Below are 19,223 nucleotides of genomic sequence, written 5' to 3'. Positions count from 1 at the left end.
AATTCTCGCATTTCAGATTTGAATTAGTACTCTTTTATTGGTGCTGAAGCCGATTATATTTTCAAAATCTTTTGAAGTGGACGAAATTTGGAAAGGTACGGTCAATCTTTTCTTCAACAATCACCGGGTCTATTCCCATGAGCAGAAGAAGATGGTATTCGATGACTACTTTCATTTTAACGATATGCTTGCCAAGCAAAATCCTGTTGTTAAGCAGAGAAAGGTCGGTATGTGCTTTGTCCACTTCATGTACCAAATAGTGACGAAGATCAAGGATTTTTCGGACGAAGACTTCCGGATTTTCCACTAACTCGATGAGTTTTGGACTGTGATTGATGATCCTGACAAGCTTGTCCTTGAGATGAAGGTCGCGGTAAGGTTTGGCTAGTTTTGCATTGGTCAGGAATTGCCTGTGCTTGGGCAAAAGCTGGTATTTATCCAGAATTTCCACAAGTGTTGGATTTATTGCCCTAGCATTTTCATCAATATTCCTGAAAGACTTGTTATAGATAGTTTCCATAGCCGAGACAAAAGGTTGGATGTAACCGATATAGTCCGACCGGTCACTGTTCAGGTAAGTCATCAGATGGGACAACGGAAGTCTGAAGTGATCGTAAGAATAGAAAAACCGATCAAGGTAATCGCTAGCAGCTAAAGTTTTCAGGCTCATGATCCGCATATCTGAACTAATAGACGTATAGTTGGTGTTGAAAATATTACGGTCATATTCGTAATGAAAATCAAGACCGATGCCATCCCTTAATGTTATCGGGCCGAGACCGAGATTCACTCCGGTCAGCAAAGTATAGAATTCCCTGAATTTTTGCAGAAAGAGGTACAGTTCTTCGACGGATATTGCCTGATTGAACTGGAAATCAAAGCAAGTTTTTTGTTGGATGTCAAGATGATTGGTGTCAAAGCGATGCTGGCTGGAAATGTAATCGTAGAACAAACAAGTACCACTTTCAAAGGAGAACGAGATGGGATCTGTACGATGAAGTTCATAGATCTCTGAAGGAATTTTCTTAGCAGGTTTTGTCGATATTGGTTTTTGACGAATGGGATTTGATTTTGTCCATCCCCCAAGAAATTGAGCTGATATAGATACCTTATTAAATTTTTTATCCGCTTCGAATTTTGCCGGGCCTGCTATCAGCTGTCTGAACGAGAGTTTATACTCAGCTTTGAAAGATGATTTCTCGGTATCGTTTCCAAAACTGCCACTGGCATACTCTATCCGTAGCCCGATCAGCGTGATATATCTTCTTTCCTTGGTAAAACCGTAGAGACATGGAATGTCATCATGGAAATTGATATCTAAGTGTTGCCTTTCAAATTCTGGAAAACTACCATATATCGTTATTTGTTGTTTTTTTTCTTTGGTTGAAACGACGATCTCACCAAAATGTTTGAGGTTTTCATCCTCGGCCGTCCAGAAGTAACCTTTTAAACTTTCTTCCATGGGTTAGTTTTCCTTTTTCTTTGATCTGCTTATTCTGCGTGCTTCTGTTTCCTGAAGATAGGCAAGATAGCTTTCGATCATTTTTTCCTCCAGTATCCTTTGTAAGATCCTTTCCGGACGATCTTTTATGGACAGATTTTCAATAGCTTTTACGATCAGTTCAAAAAGCCCTTCTTGTACCTCGATTGAAAACTGGAACTCATTTTCATGAGCGTGGTATATTGCTGTGTAAAATGAATTGTCCCTCGGTTTTATCTGTTGAATCCAGGTGTCCCGCTGTTTTGTACCATTAATTAATACCTTTCGGAGTCTCTCAGGCAGCCAACTTGAATCATCACTTAACAGCCAGATCAGACCGTCGAAGGTGCTTCCATTGTACCTATAGTAATTTGTGTCATGACCATTAAAATATCTATAGGCTAATTCTTCATCACTATAATTACCAAAAGTTGGATGGCGTAATGCCATGATGTCTGGGCACAATGGCAATGTACCATCTTCTGTGCTCAGCCAGCTGTATGAATGAAAAAAGCTTCCCTTTTCGGCATCTTGTTGTAGCAAATTGTCGAATTGTTCTTCGAATCCGCTATCAAACCCGGGTATGGTAAGCTGAGGTACATAAAGTGCCAGGATACTTGGGTTAGCAAGTGCTGTCTCATAAAGTCCTGGCCATCTTTTTAAATATTCATGTACAAGATCCGGATGAGTTGTTGGGCCGATGCCCAATTCCTCTCCCTCGAAAGACCAGTCTACCTGAAGAGCGGTCGAAGCGATATTCATCCCTCTTTCAAATCCGCGGTCATTAGGATAGGGCAGGGGAAAAATCCAGGTCTGATTGGCATTCAGGTCAGGGTATTTCAAAAATTCTTTATATTCAACCATATCCAGCCACCACTCATCTGATATTGACGGTGGGTTGAACCCTAATTTATCCAGATATTCGATTGCAACAACGAGTGGACTTTGGTCCGGAGCAATCTTTTCAGTAAGCTCACGCAACACCGCGTTGATTCCTTTATCGGATAATATCGCTCGTTTATCAGCAAGGGGTAGGGAGAAACCAGCAACTTCCTTAACTGTTACCCGGTGCCAGATTGGAAGAATAATGTCCTGCTGTTCTACCATTTCTCTGGTGACAAGCCCCCTGAGTTCTCTTTGCGTCCATGGTTTAGCAAAAAAGTTTTTGCTCAGTACAACGATTCCGAACTTAGATTTGGAAAGACCTTCATCTATTTTGCTGGAAAGACTGTCGCCAACCTTTAGCGAAAACTCATCATACCAAACTGCCAGATGTTGCTGTTCCAACAGCTTCGCCAATGGACGGACAAAATCATCCTTGTCCTCGCTCGCATGGCAAATAAAAACATCGTATTCCATATTAATTAAAAATAGTTTCTAAAGGTAGTTTTTAATCACAATTTAAACTGAGGTTTAATATCGATGAAGTATATTAAGCTTCTTCTACAGTCTTCCTTTAGCGAATTAGGAAACGAAAGACATATCAATGATTTATTATAGGGGGATAAATCCGGTAAAGTAATGCGACGTTTCTTGCTATAGCTTTGAGCAAACCAAGCTCGTCACTTATAGTTCGTTCTAATGCATCCCATTCGTTTTTGTGATTTTTGAAAAGCATTGGCTCCTCATCATCCAGGCGAATTTTAATCTCGTTGGTGTCCTTATTTATCAATCTTGTCAGTATGATATAGGTGTAGTCTTTGGTGTCAAATGTAATCGGAAGTGGTAAACTCATTGTCTCAAATATACTGTACGTCGAGGGTTGTTTCTAAGCACTAGTTAAATTTCTGAAAATGATAAGCGGGGGGCGGTGTAATAAGTTTCTCCGCTCTTACTCGAGCAGAGTGCATATTACGGAGAAGTAATTCAACGGAATTTCCATCAAATCCGGGAACAGTAAATAGCAGATTCCATTTGCAAATTCCAGAAGGAATGTCTGTATTGCAAGGGAAATAATTATGTATTAATATCTTGCAGATTTGGTTACTTTTATTGCTCGCCTTAATCAACTGGACATGCAAAAACCAAGAATTACACACACGTTGGGACAAATTCATTTTGAAGATCTGGAACCTCACAGGTTTGAGGATCTTGTTAGACAGTTGATTTATGATTATAAAGACTGGCAGTCAATTGAAGCTACTGGGAGGGGTGGTGCAGATGACGGTTATGATATACGGGCTTATGAGAAGAATGCAATTGTATCACAGGAAACTGACGAAGATACTTCTGGGCCAGTTCCTCCAATGGACGGTAGACGCTGGATGATACAGTGTAAAAGAGAAAAAGAAATTGCCTCAGCGAAAGTGAAAAAGATCATTACTGATGGTGTGAATCTTGCCGATCCACCTTATGGCTACATTTTAGCGGCATCTGCAAATATTTCAAAAAAAACTTACGACACATTCCGAGATGAACTAAGGGCTGCGGGCGTGATGGAATTTTACTTATGGGGAAAGGCTGAACTTGAAGACCAATTGGTTCTCCCAAAAAATGACAGAATTTTATTTACCTTCTTTGGTATATCCTTAGTTAACAAGCGTCAAAGAAAGACCACAGAAGTACGTTCGACTATAGCGGTGAAAAATAAACTTATTGGGGACTGTAAATTCAATTTCCGGAGAAATATTAGTTAGAGATATTAACGATGAATTATACCCCAATTCCGATCAGATTCCTGGTTTTGAACTAAGACCCAGTTGGGAGCGTGTTAAGGTTGGCGAAGCTCACCCTAAGGGCATCGTCTGTGATATTCATGAATATTTTGCTTATATAGACAAAGACAAAAAGCACTATGATTTTATAGCTGCTCATGATTTTGCACTCAATAAAGTTCTGGATTACATCCAGGAAAATAAGCGGCATCGACAACAGATGCGAATCAGGAATCGCTGGGAGCTTTTGGCAAAACATCAGCAGGGCTATGTGAAAATCAAAGGACTTTTAAGATTCAGGGATATTCTGTTGGTAGATCCAAAAGGCGACAACTATAATGAAATGCCACATATATTTTTAGATTATAACGGCAGAAACGGGCCCTTTGATAATGAGCACCTTTTTGGTGAACAACAGCATGAACTCTTTAGACTGTCGGAATATCAGCGTATAAAAATCTTTCCTGAATCGTTCGGTAAACTGCTTTTTGGAAGAATTCATAATGATCTTAAAATCGAACTAGATCCTTCTTTAGTGATGCAATATAAGCAGTCAAATTCCGTCCCTGCATTATATAGCGTCGACGGAAAATATCAGGCTTTGAATAGTCGTGACCTGGTTATCATTGACGATCCGAAGGACAAAAGCCAGCCTTACTGGATGGTTACGGCGATATATACTTCTACGCTTAGTAAACACCTTGAGGAACATCCGGGCTACTATCAGCTCAAAGGATATGTGGAGACACAACTGCAAAAGGATATTAAAGAAACTAAAAAAATTAATATCTATGAACTTAGGAGAGTTTTTGACTACGAATTAGCCAAGGCAAATTATGATCATTCAGAGGAAGTATAAAATAAATATTGAATTTCCATATTTCATTGAAATTCAGATATTAACGAAAGGTGTTGCACTGAAGTAGCCCAGCTTGAATATGTTTCTTAAATGCCAGCAAATTTTATCTTTTATATTTGTTTATGGAAGAATCAGCTTTTTTTAAACAGTGGCTTAGAGGAAAATACCGCATGCCTGATCTGGATGACTTTAAAACGTTTCAGCCAGACCTAGATTTTCTAATTTGGGTTGCCGTCAATCACAAGATACCCTTCCATAAAATACTTCACCACAAAATTTTAGGACTGGACGAAGCTTGGACAAAATGCCGGGAATACTACCGGAATGCAATTAATCTTGTAGTGGAATATTCACCTTATATGGCCTTAGACCACGAAGAAGGCCTGGAAATTATCGATACATTGGGTGACCCACCTGATGTATCTCATCCTCTTTATATCATTACCGTTGATGACGGAACATCAGAAGAAATCGTTTATGTAGGAAAATCGTCTTCAAACCACTCCAGATTCAAGGGGGGACACACTACAGCAATCAAACTGCTAGACCCAAAGTATGATGGAAAACTAAAATGGATATACCTCTGTCAGATAATGCTGAACTGTACTAGTGACGAGTATCTCCCTTTGGAATTTTTAGGCGACAAAGCGCTAGCCGAAGATATTTTAGATGACGCTGAAAGTGTTTTAATTGATGATTATAAACCTGTACTGAACACCAAGAAAATGGACACTCTAAATGTTAAACGCAATTTCACCATAAAGATCCAAAAATCGTTTGTAGATAGCACCGCAATCCAAGATAAGTTTATTTTTGCCCGGGCCTGAAATAACATCAAAGCTGACTGGAATAATTTGAATTAGAAAACTTTAGAATATATGGAAAGGAGACGGATTATCCCGTTTTTATTTTGCCGGCTAGCTTCTATAATTCGGTTTGTCGTCAATGGAAATCAGAAAATTGTTTTTCTGATAATGTCAAGTTTTCGGTTCAATTCAAGACCGGTCAAGGTAATTTTAATAGAAAAAATAGTCTATAAATCCAGAGAATTTTATGTCATTTTATAAAACCCTTTCTTTTGAGATCATCAATAATACGCTCTATGAGCCCTAAGAAGCGATCTAAATGTTCAAAGTATTCCCGCTCATGGGTACGCCTGAAAGCCTTCGATGTAAATCGGAGGCTTTTTTGGTTGTTAATTATTTGTATTGATCAGGTTGACCATTACCGGATCAAGACCAAATGTTGTGGGGAAGCTTAAAAATTTCTGTAAATTTGGGTTTTGAATTACCTAGATGCTATCGAGTTACGAAGACCTTTTACGTTTATTATTACCTGAATTTATATTAGAAAATTTTGAGTTGAAATCCGCCCGCAAACAGGAGGATATTTTACACATCGATCTGGAAGAGCTGAATTCTGTTCCCAAGGTATTTGAGAATGACAAACTGGAGTCCAAAGGCTTCTTTGCTACCATTACGGTACAGGATTTTCCTATCCGGGGACATCAGGTATTTTTTCACATCAAACGCCGCCGATGGCTGAACCATAGCACAGGAAAAGTGGCGTACCGAGACTGGAGCCTTGTAGCCAAAGGAACGCGAATGACAGAGGAATTCGCGGCTTTTTTAAAACAGATCAGTCAGTACCGCCCCGAATGATATCCATACCATTGGGAATTTCTATGGGGTAAAGGGCAAAAAACTAGGTCGTCAGTACCGGGATTTCCTGAGTGGATTTAAGAGCTGGGATCAGAAAACTCATGCCGGTAAATGGCTGCTTTATCCGTAAAATCTGGGCACACAGCTTTCCATCGATGAGACCAGTGTTTCCCATGGCGAACTTTATACCATCGTGACCAACAAAGCCGCCAAAGGCAGGAAGGGTTCCATTGTGGCCATTATTGCTGGGGTAAAAGCAGAAAATGTGATTGAGGTCCTGCGGAAAATACCAGAGAAGAAACGGCGAAAAGTAACTGAGATCACCCTTGACATGGCTGGAAACATGGAATTGATTGCAAAAAGATCTTTCCCCCTTGCCGTTAGGGTGACAGACAGGTTCCATGTGCAACAGCTGGCTACCGAGGCCCTGCAGGAGATTCGCATCAAACACCGCTGGGCAGCTTTGGATGAAGAGAATGAAGCGATAGAAAAGGCTAAAAAGCAAGATGAGGTGTTCCAGTCCAGCTTCCTGGAGAATGGGGACACGCTCAAACAATTGCTGGCAAGAAGCAGATATGTACTGTATAAACGGGCTGAGCACTGGACAGAAAACCAAAAACAAAGAGCAGACCTGTTATTCGAACGGTACCCCGATTTAAAGCAAGCCTATGAACTGAGCATAGGCTTAAGCAATATCTTTGAAAAAACAACTGATAAAATCTACGGTCTGGCCAGACTGGCCAGGTGGCATGAAAAGGTAAGACAAGCCGGGTTCAAAGCTTTCAATACCATATCCAGAACCATCGAGAATCACTATCCAACCATCCTAAACTACTTCGACAACAGGTCTACAAATGCTTCGGCTGAATCTTTTAATGCCAAACTCAAAGCTTTCAGAAGCCAATTTAGAGGGGTCAGAAATATCGAATTCTTCTTATACAGACTAACTCAAATTTATGCCTAATAAAACCTTGTCCCCACAACATTTGGTCTTGATCCCCATTACCTTGACCATCATTTCTTTTTCATCAGATTTACTTTCCGCAATCATTAGTGTTAATGCAACTAATGCATTATCTGCGATTCGTTTAGAACCATCTCCCCGATAAAGAATTCCATTCTTCTCCATAAACCAAACGAAAAGATATGCGGCAATACGTTTATTTCCATCTGAGAATGAGTGATTTTTGACCACAAAATATAAAAGGTTAGCTGCTTTTTCTTCTACGCTTGGATAAAGATCCAAACCACCAAATGTTTGATAAATTGCGGCAATAGATCCCTTAAAAGATTCATCCTTTTCATTTCCAAATAATGAACTGCCACCGAATTTTTCTTTAAGATCATATATTGCCCGCTTGGCCTCTGTATAATCTATAACAAATAATTCATCAATAGTTGTTCCTTCAATGGTTAGTTCCTGATGGTCATATTTATCAAGAATTTCCAGGGCATACGCATAATCAGTGACTACTTTCAATAATCCGGTGGCTTCATCATTATTTAATGATTTGTTTTCAAGCACATTACTTAACAATGTTACTGTGTTTTTTAGGGATTTTAATTGTTCATTTTGCTCTTTCAGACGGGTTTCATTGATAGAGTAGCCTTTAACAAGATGATCTTTTAGAACATTGCTTGCCCAAATACGGAATTGTGTCCCCCTCAAGGAATTTACACGATAGCCAATCGATATAATAATATCAAGGTTATAATACTCCAAATCTCTTTCTACTTCTCTTTTTCCTTCCTTTTGAACTGTTCGGAATTTCCGAACAGTTGATTCCTGAGTTAATTCGTTAGCTTGAAATATGTGTTTGATATGTTCGCTAATATTGGATTTACTTGACTGAAAAAGCTCAATGATTTGCTTTTGGGTAAGCCAAATAGTTTCATTTTCCAGTCTAACATCAATCGCCGTCTCCCCGCTTTCGGTTTCATAAATTATTATCTGATCATTCTGCATGTTGTCTATATTTAGTACAGGCAAACTTATGTCTAATTCTACATAAGGTGGTAAAATTTGTTTTGGAAGGAATTATAAAATTCTGTGCTATTTTGCTGTAAAAAAGCGATTTGATTCAAATCATGCTTGAAGCGGTTCGACTCTAGTCCGGTAAGGAGTACGCCTAAAAGCCTTAGAGAAATCTAAGGCTTTTTTGGTTTACTGAAACTTGATATCACATTTTGTGATATCAAGTTTCAGTAATTTAGTAGGCATCGGGTTTAAAACCTATTCTGGTTCTAGGGGGATTCGGAGCATTTTGTTTTTCAACTAATTCGTCAAGATATTTAAATACAATTTCCATGTTCTTATCCTGGTTATTTAGCTTGTCTTTTATTTTTTCAATTTCTAATCTTAAATCAGTAGTCTCTACCAACATTTGGCGTATACGCGTAAAAACTCGCATAATCTGCACATTCACTGCTATCGCTATGTCGCTGTTTAAAATACCAGACAACATCGCTACACCTTGTTCGGTAAATACGTACGGTAGTTTACGCGTTCCACCCCAACTTGAAGTTCCAATTTGGAACTTCAAGTTTTTTGATTCATTTTCTGTTAGCTGAAACATAAAATCTTCCCCTGGAAATCGCTTTAAATTTCTATTCACCGCTTGATTTAGATTACGTGTTTGTACCTGATATAGTTCTGCAAGATCTTTATCAATCATCACTTTCATCCCTCGAATAAGGAATATTTTATTCATCACTATTTCCTCGGGTATTAGTGTGCCTTTCATTAAGTCATCCATTTTACCAATATTAATTTAACGGAATGTCAATCTATAAATTGAACCTGAACTTCTCTCATTTTTTAACAAGCGCAAAATTAGACCTATTACTACATATGGTGGTAAAATTTGTTTTGGAAGGACTTCCAAAATTCTGTGCTATTTTGCTGTAATAAAGCGATTTGATCCAAATATTTATTGAAACGGTTCGACTCTTGTCTGGTAAGGGGTACATAATACTTCGATAACAACGTGTTATGAATTTCTAGAAATACTCAGGAACAATAGTTTGGAGGTGAATAAGTATTGAATTGCTTCATTAAGCTTTGAGTAGAGATGAATTAATTACATTATAAATGATAAGATGTCTCACTTTTTTTTCTAAATTCTCCCGGGGAAATGCCCATGAGTTTGCTAAATAATCGATTGAAGTATTGCGAGTCTTCAAAACCCAGAATATGAGCGATTTCTTTTACTGTAAGCGCTGAATAGCATAATAGCCGTTTTGCCTCCCTCATTATTTCTTGTTGAATGTAATAGGTTACAGGAAATCCGGTCACAGATCTGACTGTATCATTCAAATGGCTAACTGAAATATTCATTTTGGCAGCAAAAGCGGATGGCCTTTTCATTGATTTGAAATTACGGCGAAGCATTTGTTTGAAGGTCTTTGTAATTTCAATACTGCGAGCGGAGTTCTTTACAAGATTCAACTGCTCTGCAGAAAGGTACGCGGATGCAAGTTGATAGACTAAAGCAGTAACAATTGATTGTGTGATGGTCTGGCGGAACAACTGTTCCTGGTTAGTATAAACTGCATATAAATGCTTTATAAATGAGGAAAAAACTGAAATTTGTTCAGAGGATAGCGTTACAAGAATCACTTGCGAGAGGCATTGATCCAGAATGTTTTTCAGTTGCTCATCAATTATAGCTGGATCGAAAGCCAAAAACCAACCTTTTTCCGTCCGGGCAGAATTGATCTGATGGATTTGTCCGGGATAGGATAGAAATAACGTTTGGTCAGTTAGTACAACTTTTTCGAAGTCAACCTCAAGTTCCATTTCACCTTTTGCAGATAATACGCAATAGTAGAAATCATGTCGATGAGGCTTGGAAATCTCATAAGTATGGCCGGGCAGCGTCTCAGTGCCGAAAGGCTTGATGTAGATACCAGAGAACCAGTCATCCATACTATGAACAGGTATTTTTTCTTTTTTCCTCATCGGCATGATTTAATTTCAAATAAATTATAATTGACTAACAAAGATCAGCAAAAAGCAATGATTATGTGAATTATCAATTCGTTCCCCGCTGATATTCGCTGTGCAGGTGTGCAGCCGTTTCCGAATTGAACAGATTGTCGAGTCGCGCACGCGCAATCTGTTGGCGAAATGTTCCATTCTGAGTAGGATCACCGGCATCGTGCATCATGTCTGTCATCCATACTGCGAAATCCTGATAGTTCCAGATGTGAGGAAGTACAGTCTCGGAATAGTTTTCCAGGGCAGAGGTATCTTTGTCGCGCACAGCTTTCAGTATTGCCTGAGACAGAATGTCTACATCATAAAGTGCAAGATTCATTCCTTTGGCACTGGTAGGTGGCACAAGGTGTGCGGCATCACCCACTAGAAAAAGATTACGATATTGCATTGGGGCATAAACCACTGATCGCAAAGGAACGAAGAATTTGTCATGTACAATGGCATTCTGGATGCTTTCATCGTTTAGTCGTAAGCGGATCTCATTCCAAACCCTATCATCTGTCCATTCTTCCGCACCATCTCTCAGTGGGCATTGCAGATAATACCGACTTCTATGTGGTCCTCGTGGAAGCTGTGCAACACAGCCGTGATCACTTATCGCCATAATAGGATTTCCGGTTACCGGTGCTTCAACCAGTGCTGCAAGCCATGCATAGCCAAATTCATGAGTATACTTGGTTAATACACCCTCAGGAATTGAAGACCTGGTAATACCACGATCAGCATCGCAACCAGCAATATAGTCGCAAACCAATTCATGCGAACCGCTTGCATCCGTATAGGTTACTTTAGGACGATGTCCTTCTTCATTGTGGATGCCAATGTCAGAAACATCAAAACGTACGTCACCAGACATGTTATCAAGAAGTTCCCGCATCAGATTGCCTACAAGCATCTGCTGCGTGCAGAAACGACTGGAGATACCATCTTCTTCTGTAATTTTAAAAATTCGGCCAATACCATTGAGGCGATAATCAATTGTGGTTGCCACAGGTCCAGCAAGAAGCTTGTCTGTCAGGTCCCATTGTTCAAACATCCGAACTGCACGTGCATCAACAACCCCGGCGCGTTGCCGCATTTCGATGTAAGAACGATTGCGTCTTTCCAATACAATGCAGGCTATACCAGCCATCTGCAAGAAAGTTGCCAAGGTCAAACCTGATGCCCCGGCTCCAATAATGACAACTGTAGTTTCTTCAGTATTATTTTGAGCTATTTTCATGTAATTTTGATGTTTAAGTTTGCTTAAGCTACTGCTTATGCCTTTTAATAAATACATGACAAAGTTCGTGGAAGATGATATGCAATTAGTTGATTGTTCACGGTTTTAATTGGACTAATCGCGTATTTGTCAGACTAGATAAGAAATAGCCTATTCTTTAGCGTGCCTCTCCACAATTAGTTGTATTTATATTAAACCATTCGTTCCGTTATTTGATAAAAAAAAGGGGTTATGCATTCATTCCTCCGTCTATTGTTAAGGTAGAACCCGTAATATATTTTCCTTCGCTAGTTGCTAAAAATGCAACCAAACCCGCAATATCATCACCAGTGCCATACTCAGGCAAAGCCATCCTGCTTCTTAAAAAGTCTGCTAATGGTGCATCTGCAGGATTCATGTCTGTGTCAATAGGGCCGGGTTGCACCAGGTTAACGGTGATCTTTCTAGGACCCATTGCCCTGGCTAAACCTTTTGTAAAACCTTGCAATGCAGATTTACTCATGGAATAAAGTATGGTATCACCAGATACGGCTATATCTGCCAGATTACTTCCTATGGATATAATCCGTCCGCCCTCCACCATATGTTTAACCACAGCATGGCTGGCGGCAAACACTGCTTTTACATTGATGTCCATAATCTCCTCAAAATCAGTCAGGGTAATATCCGAAAAATCTCCGGACGGGCAGATTCCAGCATTATTAACCAGAATGTCTATGGGGCCAAACTGATCGATCGTGTTTGAAATAGCAGCTTGCAATGCCACTGCATCGGCACTGTCTACCTGAAGAGCCATAGCCTTAACTCCAAGAGCTTTTAATTTTTCTTCCTGTTCTTTAGCACGAAGGGTCGAGTTCGCGTAGGTGAAAATTACATTTGCACCTTCAGCTGCGAACCTGTTTGCTATGGCTGCGCCAATACCACGACTTGCGCCGGTAATGAATACTACTTTGTTTGTTAATCCTGTCATTTTAATTTGTATTAGTTATTATGTTTGTAATGAGTGTTTTAATTTAAACCGATCGTTCTTGAATAGGGTAAAAAAATATTAGGTACTGATGGTGCTGATTAAATGATCTGTCAGTTTTTGTGTTAGTTTTTTATCCTTGAACAGGATATCTGCATTCCATAGTGAGCTGAAAGAAGCCACAATAAAATGGGCAATCATTTCTGGATCTTTATTTTCTGGTAACTCACCCTTTTCTTGGGCCTGCTGTAGCAGCGACGAAAATAAATCAACAGAATTCTTAGCCTGCTGGTTGAGTAATCCTTGGGTTTCTTCATCTGTTTTTCCCAATTCAAAAGTTGTTTTTACAGACATGCAGGTCTTTGCTTCCAGTACCATATTTTTAACCACACTTTTGATAATTAACCTGACCGCTTCAAGGGGAGAGTTACCTTTTCTACCCGCTGCTTTATACTCCTCTTCCTTTTTCAGGATGTAGCTGTTCAGACATTTGATAAAAAGACTGTGTTTGTTTCCGTAGGTATCGTAAATACTGCTGCGATTTAATTTAAGGGTATCTACCAGGTCATTCATAGAAGTAGCATGGTATCCTTTTTCCCAAAAAAGATTCCTGGCTATTTCTAGTTTTTGGTCATAATCAAATTCCTTAATGCGGGGCATGCAACAAATGTATTATATTAAACCGATTGTTCCAAATCAAATATCTGGTAGCTGAATACTTATTCAAGTATAAGAATGGGTAAAAGGTTTAAAAATCTGATGCTTACCAATACATATTTTATCATTTACAGCATAGATTTACTAACTTAAATCAAGATAAAAAAGGCCTCTGACATTATATCAGAGGCCTTAGTGGAATTGGGAAAGGATTAGCTTCCAATACTTTTTTCTAAAGAAGCAGTGCATTTAACAGACGCACATGTTTAGCTTTATTGATGCCCTGCTTTTATATCATTTTTTAAGTGACACTATCAAATTATTGTGGAAAAAACTGAACCAGGTCGTTAACTCTAAAATATAAAGAACCCGTAGGCCCAACCTTAGCCACAAGATGTATACTTTGTGTTTTTCCTTGAGAAGTCCACTGGTCAGGAATTTCCACCTGGATCGAACTTTCCACAACATCGCCATTAATTAGATATTTCTTTGTTTTAGCGTCTTTGATTGCGACCACCGGATAGATTTCTGTACCTTCCTGGGTCGGAACAACTTCAGTTGGAGGTTCAATGGTGAGATAATTCGTCCACTTTCCTATTTGCAGATTTGTGGTAATAGGAAAACTCGTCGTATTCACCACAATGATCTTGTTATCATTATCCATATAATATTCCAGCACTTCCAGAGAAATATCAATTGGTGGTGTTCCTTTGGGTGCATCAAGATAAAAATTAACTAAATACTCACGTCCTTGCGGTTTTGGATACTGATAGCTGCTTGTTACCTGAGTTCCATCAAAGTAAAATTTGGGGATTACATTGTTATCATCATTAATATTGAATTTTTGCTCATAGATGATTCCGCCTGTGCTCTTCTTCTTTAACTGCATGACAATAATGTCGTTTTCAAAAGCGAGTTGTGGTGTGACATAACCAAGCGAAACCCGGCCATAAAGATCCCGTACTTTTACGCCATCGAAGTACTGTTCTAAAGTATCGGCAACTACGTATCCGCTCATCTCAAAAGGTTTAACGGCTTTGATTGGTTTTAAGACAAATTCTCCATCTTTTTTACAACTGCCTAATAATAGCAAAGAGAAGAGGATGATAATATAATATATGCTGTAAGTTTTCATGATGAATAGATTAAAAATTATAAGAGAAAGATAGACTGAATGTGCGGCCTAAATACCGTGTAGAACTTTCTCTGTCCCCGACACGTCTGTTGGTTGTAGGATCTATATAACCCTCCTCATATTTTTCTGTAAAGCCATCTTTATATTTATACCTGTCTTGCCACTCTTCACCTTGTCCACCTTCAATGATTTCATAGGTACTTCCGTCATTAATAAAATGTCTGAATGGGGCATTGAGTAGATTACCCATATTCAGCTTGGATTCCATCTTACCTTTTAGGAACCTGAAGCTGATTTGGGCATCCAGTTGTGACCTTGGTCTTTCATATTCAACCAGGTTCGGCTCGCTGGCTGTAATGAAGGTTTTGTATCCCGCATGATTAAAAGTCAGGTTTAGTCCTAGTTTTTTACCCACATATTGAACCCCTGCATTGTAGAGCAATGGCACCTGGCCATAAAGCGCCCTGGGATGCTTCATGTAAGTATAATACAGGGAGTCTGTTTTATCTGCCAATACTTTAACATGCAATTCTCTGGCCCTCACGGTTGATTTTTGCAAGGTTAAATTCCCACTCAGGTAAACATTGGCTAAAAAAGGTAATTTCTCAGAGACAAAACTAAGGTTCTTACGCATCTCAAACTCCCAGCCTTTTACCTTAGCCCAATCTGAGTTGGTAATGAGGATGTACCCTACGCCGTTATTTTCCCTGTCTACCCTGTAAAATTCTGCCGGTTTATCAAAATATTTATAGAAATAACCTACAGAAAGCAATTCTCCTGCTCCTGGGAATAACTCAATTTTAGCATCATAATTATCTATAATGGTACTGGAAACACCACTGCTTTTTACCTGCGAACCGTAGTTAGGGTCAAAACGAGAGAACCTTGAATTTTCCATTAAACCAGGCCTTACCGCAGATTTTGCATAGGATGTCCTGAGATTAAGGTCTTTAATTGGGCTATAGGTGATATTGGCAGAAGGCATGAAATACCAATCTTTCTTCTCTTCAAATATCAGCCTGCTATTTTTATCCCTCAATAAACTGGCTGCATTTTGTATGGTGTCCAACCTGAAATAATCTGCCCTCAAACCGTAAACCACCCTCAAATTAGAGAACAATTTATGGTCCATCATGGCAAAAGCACCTTTATTTACGCTTTTGGCTTCAAATGCATTTAATGAATAGCTGGCTGGGAAGTAGAAAATGTTGTTTCCTTTTCCTTCCATGCTCATATAATTACCCCAATCTTGTATAGCAATCTGGGCAATAGGTATAGTGGAGTTGGGGCCGATACTGATGGGCAATATCCCCCAGTTATAGTTGGCATGTTTTTTCAGATAATTCACACCTATTTTAAGTGCATTTGCTGTTTTGCCAAGTTTAAAATCATAGGTCCCGTTTACCGTTGCATCAAAATTTCCCTCTTTATAGGTATACTGATCACGGTGCAGAAAGCCAAAACCAGGATCTGTTGAACTATTTGGCATGTAGTAAAAAAGTGGCGCTTTATTTCCAAATTCTCTTCCCACAGCAAGAGCAGATACGGCATCTTTTTCTATAGATTTCAACACTGTTCTGGCTGCACTCCATTCTACTGTGAAATTTCCAAATTTGTGCATACCTGCTAGTTTGTTTTGCAGCAAGTCTGTAAATTTCGGACGTTCGTCTTCTTCAATACGCGGGAATTTTTGCTCTGCCTCATCCTTTGGATTTTCATGGCTCCAACCCGAAATTCTGCTAAACCTATTGTCGAAGATGCGGGTGTATATGTTGTAGGTATTAATCTGGTGATTTTGGGTTCTAAAACCGCCGTTTAAAAGCACACCCCAGGTTGTATTAAAGCCATACAAATTACCTGTATTTACATCATCGGGATCATTTCCCCTGGCGGGCTGTTGGCTCCAGCTACCTCTGCGCATACTTGAAATCAAATCGTTAGATTGCGTGTTACGGTAACTTATCGAACCTACAAATCCAATTCTTCGTCTGCTGTTGCTATCTAAATTGTATGTTCTGCCTATGCTCAACTGGTAATTCTGCGACGGCCTGGCCTCATAAATTCTTGTACCGAGCCTTTCAGTTCCGCCAATTCTTTTGTTCTGCTCAGCAACTTCGGCATTTTTAATCTTATTTTGGGCATCTGTTAGCCTGGGATTATATCCCCCCAGATTAAATATTCCTTCGGGGAAATGGTCCCTTACACCATCATCAAAACCTAAGTAATCATATTTCCCCCTTCCATAACCCATAAAATCTTTACCAGTAGTTTGGGAGTTATATGAAGTACCTAAACTGACAGATAAAAAATTACTGCTTGGAACCGATTTGGTGGTAATCTGTACCAATCCGCCGGCAAAGCCATAAGGCATATCTGCGGTAATTGATTTGGCTACCACTACATTCTCCACCAGGTTGGTAGGAATCAGGTTAAACTCAAAATCGCGTTCCTGTACATTTGTACTCGGTAAGGTACTCCCATTTAAAAGCGAAACATTATAGCGTTCTGAAATACCACGTACCACTACTTTTCTATTATCCGTTGTACTTACCCCGGTAATTCGTTTCAATGTTTCGCCAATATGTTTGTCTGGTGTAGCACTAATTTGTTCCGCACTAATGCCATCAGAAAGTGCAATCCTATTTTTCTGCTCTACATATAATCCGGCGATGCTTTCTTTTTTGAAACTTCCTGTCACGACAACTTGTTTTAAGGCATTGGTAGCGGGATTTAGCACCACCGTTAAGGTGGTACTTAGGGCGGCTTTTACTTCTATTGACGTAATTTGTTTAGTTTGAAAAGAGATAAAGCTAACCTCTAAGGTATAAATCCCGGGTTTGAGGCTGACGTTATAGGTACCATCTATGCTGCTCTGTACAAACTGGCCCGTTTGTACAACTTTTATGGAAGCACCGGGCAATGGTTCTCCTCTGTCATCCACCACTTTTCCACTGATGCGGCCGGGTTGCTGCGGAACAGGTTTTTGATACAGGTATACCTTTTCATTGACTTGCCTGTAGCCAATATGGCTATGGTCAAAAAGACGATCTAAAATTGATTTTACTGATTGGTCTTTAACATCGATACTGATGATTTTGTGGCCACCTATGGCCACATTATTGTACATCAGGCTAAATCCTGATGACCTCTGAAGTTCCTGCAAAGCCATATCTAAGCTTACAGATTTCAGCTCTAAAGAAGTTTTTACCTCACTGATGCTTTGTGTATGACCACGTTTTGCCCACAGACTGCCACCTAAAATAGCAATTACCGTAAACGTTAGTACCGAAAGTTTCATTATTTGATATAAATTAAATAGCAACCCATTTAATGTTTTTTTCATTTGTTCAAATTTGTTCCATAGCAGCCACCCCCAGTTTATTCAACCAGATGATAAAACCTTAAAGGTTTTCGCTACTTTTGGATAGTTTTTTAATAAGATTAAGACGCTTGTTAAGAAGTATTGCCGGGATTGCTGTCAACAATTCCGGTTTTTTTTTGCTGTTTTTTTGGCGATATGTTTACATAGGCTTCCTTTCTGGTGATTGGTGGTCAATTTGAAAATCAATTGCTGATTGACAATTGATTTCCTTTTAGCTGGTAATTAAATGGATTGATTTGTTGTAATGATCGTAAGACTTCCTGCAAGGATGGGTTTTCAAATTTTCCTGTAAATAGCTGCGATGGATCTTGTGGCATCTTTAAGCTGATTTCTATACCGTACCAGTTTTCGAGCGTGTGTTTCAATTCTTTAAAGTCCGCATCTTTAAGAACTAACACATTGTCTTTCCAGGCTGCGGCAGCTGTTGCGTCTACATGGGTATAAATAGCTTCCTGGGTTTTGGTATGATAGGTTAATCCCTGCCCGGAAGTAAATATGCCCAACACTTTTTGCTGCGTTTTTTTACCATTATTTACCTGAACTTTACCTGTATTTACAGATAGTGCCAATTCTCCAATGGCTTTATAATTTTTGATATTAAAAGATGTGCCCAGCACTTTTGTATCTATATCATTAGGCGAATGAACAACAAAAGCGTGCTTTGCATCCGGAGTAACTTTAAAAAAAGCTTCACCTTCATCTAAAAACACTTCCCGTTGTGGTCCTGCAAATTGTTTAGGATATCTGATGGTTGTGGCCGAATTAAGCTGGATAACCGTTTGATCTGCTAAAGTAAGTGTGGCTTTTCTTCCTTTTGGAGTAGTATAACTTTCATAAGACACCACTGCATTGGTATTAACGACTGGTTGATCTACGTTATAAAATTTACCGTACAATACCCATAAGCCACTTACCATACCTAATATCGCAGCTACCTGCAAATAAGGTTTAAAAAGCGATAGAATATGGGTGTTTTTATCAGGTAATGGCCTTGGCTGTGCGAGTTTGATCTGTGCTAACATTTCTGTCTGCAGACGGATACGGTCCTGCGCGGGTATGGTATCAGCATGTTCTTCAACCTGATCTAACCATTGGTCAATTGCTGCAATTTCAATTGCCGTTGCTTTACCGGCAAGGTAACGATCTATCAGCCGCTTAAATTGTATCACCTCCATAGTATGCCTTTTTACCTATATGCGTTCGGAA

17 protein-coding genes are annotated in these 19,223 nt (G+C 39.3%); 5 read left to right on the top strand and 12 right to left on the bottom strand.

The window, feature by feature from the left end; all coding sequences use genetic code 11:
• Positions 1-61: 61 nt before the first annotated feature.
• Both ACSBL2_RS20725 and ACSBL2_RS20720 read right to left on the bottom strand, forming a co-directional pair.
• Positions 62-1,462, bottom strand: coding sequence for a HEPN domain-containing protein (locus ACSBL2_RS20725; protein ID WP_442588468.1), 1,401 nt, complete (start codon positions 1,460-1,462; stop codon positions 62-64).
• Positions 1,463-1,465: 3 nt separating this feature from the next.
• Positions 1,466-2,839 (bottom strand): TIR domain-containing protein, encoded by a 1,374-nt coding sequence (locus ACSBL2_RS20720; protein WP_442588467.1) that lies wholly within the window; start codon positions 2,837-2,839, stop codon positions 1,466-1,468.
• A 656-nt stretch (positions 2,840-3,495) separates the two neighbouring features.
• On the opposite strand from ACSBL2_RS20720, the gene ACSBL2_RS20715 reads away from it, so the two are divergent.
• The 4 genes from ACSBL2_RS20715 to ACSBL2_RS20700 all read left to right on the top strand — a co-directional run bounded on the left by ACSBL2_RS20715 (position 3,496) and on the right by ACSBL2_RS20700 (position 6,654).
• The gene (locus tag ACSBL2_RS20715) at positions 3,496-4,116 is read left to right on the top strand and encodes a hypothetical protein (RefSeq protein ID WP_442588466.1); all 621 of its coding nucleotides are present in this window, start codon (positions 3,496-3,498) and stop codon (positions 4,114-4,116) included.
• Positions 4,076-4,993, top strand: coding sequence for a hypothetical protein (locus tag ACSBL2_RS20710; protein WP_442588465.1), 918 nt, complete (start codon positions 4,076-4,078; stop codon positions 4,991-4,993). Before ACSBL2_RS20715 ends, ACSBL2_RS20710 begins: the two co-directional genes overlap by 41 nt.
• A gap of 122 nt (positions 4,994-5,115) precedes the next feature.
• On the top strand, positions 5,116-5,820 hold the full coding sequence (locus tag ACSBL2_RS20705; protein WP_442588464.1) for a hypothetical protein: 705 nt from the start codon (positions 5,116-5,118) through the stop codon (positions 5,818-5,820).
• A gap of 468 nt (positions 5,821-6,288) precedes the next feature.
• Positions 6,289-6,654, top strand: a complete 366-nt coding sequence (locus ACSBL2_RS20700; protein WP_442588463.1) for an ISAon1 family transposase N-terminal region protein — start codon at positions 6,289-6,291, stop codon at positions 6,652-6,654.
• 43 nt (positions 6,655-6,697) lie between these two features.
• Here ACSBL2_RS20700 and ACSBL2_RS20695 read toward each other — a convergent pair whose 3' ends face one another.
• Positions 6,698-6,829 carry a hypothetical protein gene (locus ACSBL2_RS20695; RefSeq protein ID WP_442588462.1) on the bottom strand — a complete coding sequence of 44 codons (132 nt, stop codon included), beginning with the start codon at positions 6,827-6,829 and terminating at the stop codon, positions 6,698-6,700.
• Here ACSBL2_RS20695 and ACSBL2_RS20690 point away from each other — a divergent pair.
• Complete coding sequence (locus ACSBL2_RS20690; RefSeq protein WP_442592246.1) at positions 6,788-7,618, top strand: ISAon1 family transposase; 831 nt, start codon at positions 6,788-6,790, stop codon at positions 7,616-7,618. The genes ACSBL2_RS20695 and ACSBL2_RS20690 overlap by 42 nt on opposite strands.
• Here the strand turns inward: ACSBL2_RS20690 and rhuM are convergent.
• The 9 genes from rhuM to ACSBL2_RS20645 all read right to left on the bottom strand — a co-directional run bounded on the left by rhuM (position 7,598) and on the right by ACSBL2_RS20645 (position 19,192).
• A complete protein-coding gene (gene rhuM / locus ACSBL2_RS20685; RefSeq protein ID WP_442588461.1) occupies positions 7,598-8,620 on the bottom strand; it encodes a RhuM family protein in 1,023 nt (340 codons plus the stop codon). The genes ACSBL2_RS20690 and rhuM overlap by 21 nt on opposite strands.
• A 244-nt stretch (positions 8,621-8,864) precedes the next feature.
• A complete protein-coding gene (locus tag ACSBL2_RS20680) occupies positions 8,865-9,398 on the bottom strand; it encodes an ORF6N domain-containing protein (protein WP_442588460.1) in 534 nt (177 codons plus the stop codon).
• A 341-nt stretch (positions 9,399-9,739) separates the two neighbouring features.
• Positions 9,740-10,615, bottom strand: coding sequence for an AraC family transcriptional regulator (locus ACSBL2_RS20675; RefSeq protein ID WP_442588459.1), 876 nt, complete (start codon positions 10,613-10,615; stop codon positions 9,740-9,742).
• Between the two features lie 73 nt (positions 10,616-10,688).
• Positions 10,689-11,876, bottom strand: coding sequence for a 4-hydroxybenzoate 3-monooxygenase (locus ACSBL2_RS20670; protein WP_442588458.1), 1,188 nt, complete (start codon positions 11,874-11,876; stop codon positions 10,689-10,691).
• A gap of 229 nt (positions 11,877-12,105) precedes the next feature.
• A complete protein-coding gene (locus ACSBL2_RS20665) occupies positions 12,106-12,846 on the bottom strand; it encodes an SDR family NAD(P)-dependent oxidoreductase (RefSeq protein WP_442588457.1) in 741 nt (246 codons plus the stop codon).
• A gap of 78 nt (positions 12,847-12,924) precedes the next feature.
• Complete coding sequence (locus ACSBL2_RS20660) at positions 12,925-13,503, bottom strand: TetR/AcrR family transcriptional regulator (protein ID WP_442588456.1); 579 nt, start codon at positions 13,501-13,503, stop codon at positions 12,925-12,927.
• Between the two features lie 316 nt (positions 13,504-13,819).
• Complete coding sequence (locus tag ACSBL2_RS20655) at positions 13,820-14,635, bottom strand: hypothetical protein (protein WP_442588455.1); 816 nt, start codon at positions 14,633-14,635, stop codon at positions 13,820-13,822.
• Between the two features lie 10 nt (positions 14,636-14,645).
• Positions 14,646-17,933: a TonB-dependent receptor domain-containing protein gene (locus ACSBL2_RS20650; protein WP_442588454.1), complete on the bottom strand. Its 3,288-nt coding sequence runs from the start codon at positions 17,931-17,933 to the stop codon at positions 14,646-14,648.
• A 266-nt stretch (positions 17,934-18,199) separates the two neighbouring features.
• Positions 18,200-19,192, bottom strand: coding sequence for a FecR family protein (locus ACSBL2_RS20645; RefSeq protein ID WP_442588453.1), 993 nt, complete (start codon positions 19,190-19,192; stop codon positions 18,200-18,202).
• Positions 19,193-19,223: the final 31 nt, after the last annotated feature.

The sequence above is a fragment of the Pedobacter sp. AW31-3R genome, from assembly GCF_052180285.1.
Taxonomy (GTDB): domain Bacteria; phylum Bacteroidota; class Bacteroidia; order Sphingobacteriales; family Sphingobacteriaceae; genus Pedobacter.
Note: the sequence above shows the minus strand (reverse complement) of the source record. Positions and strands in the feature narration are given on the sequence as shown.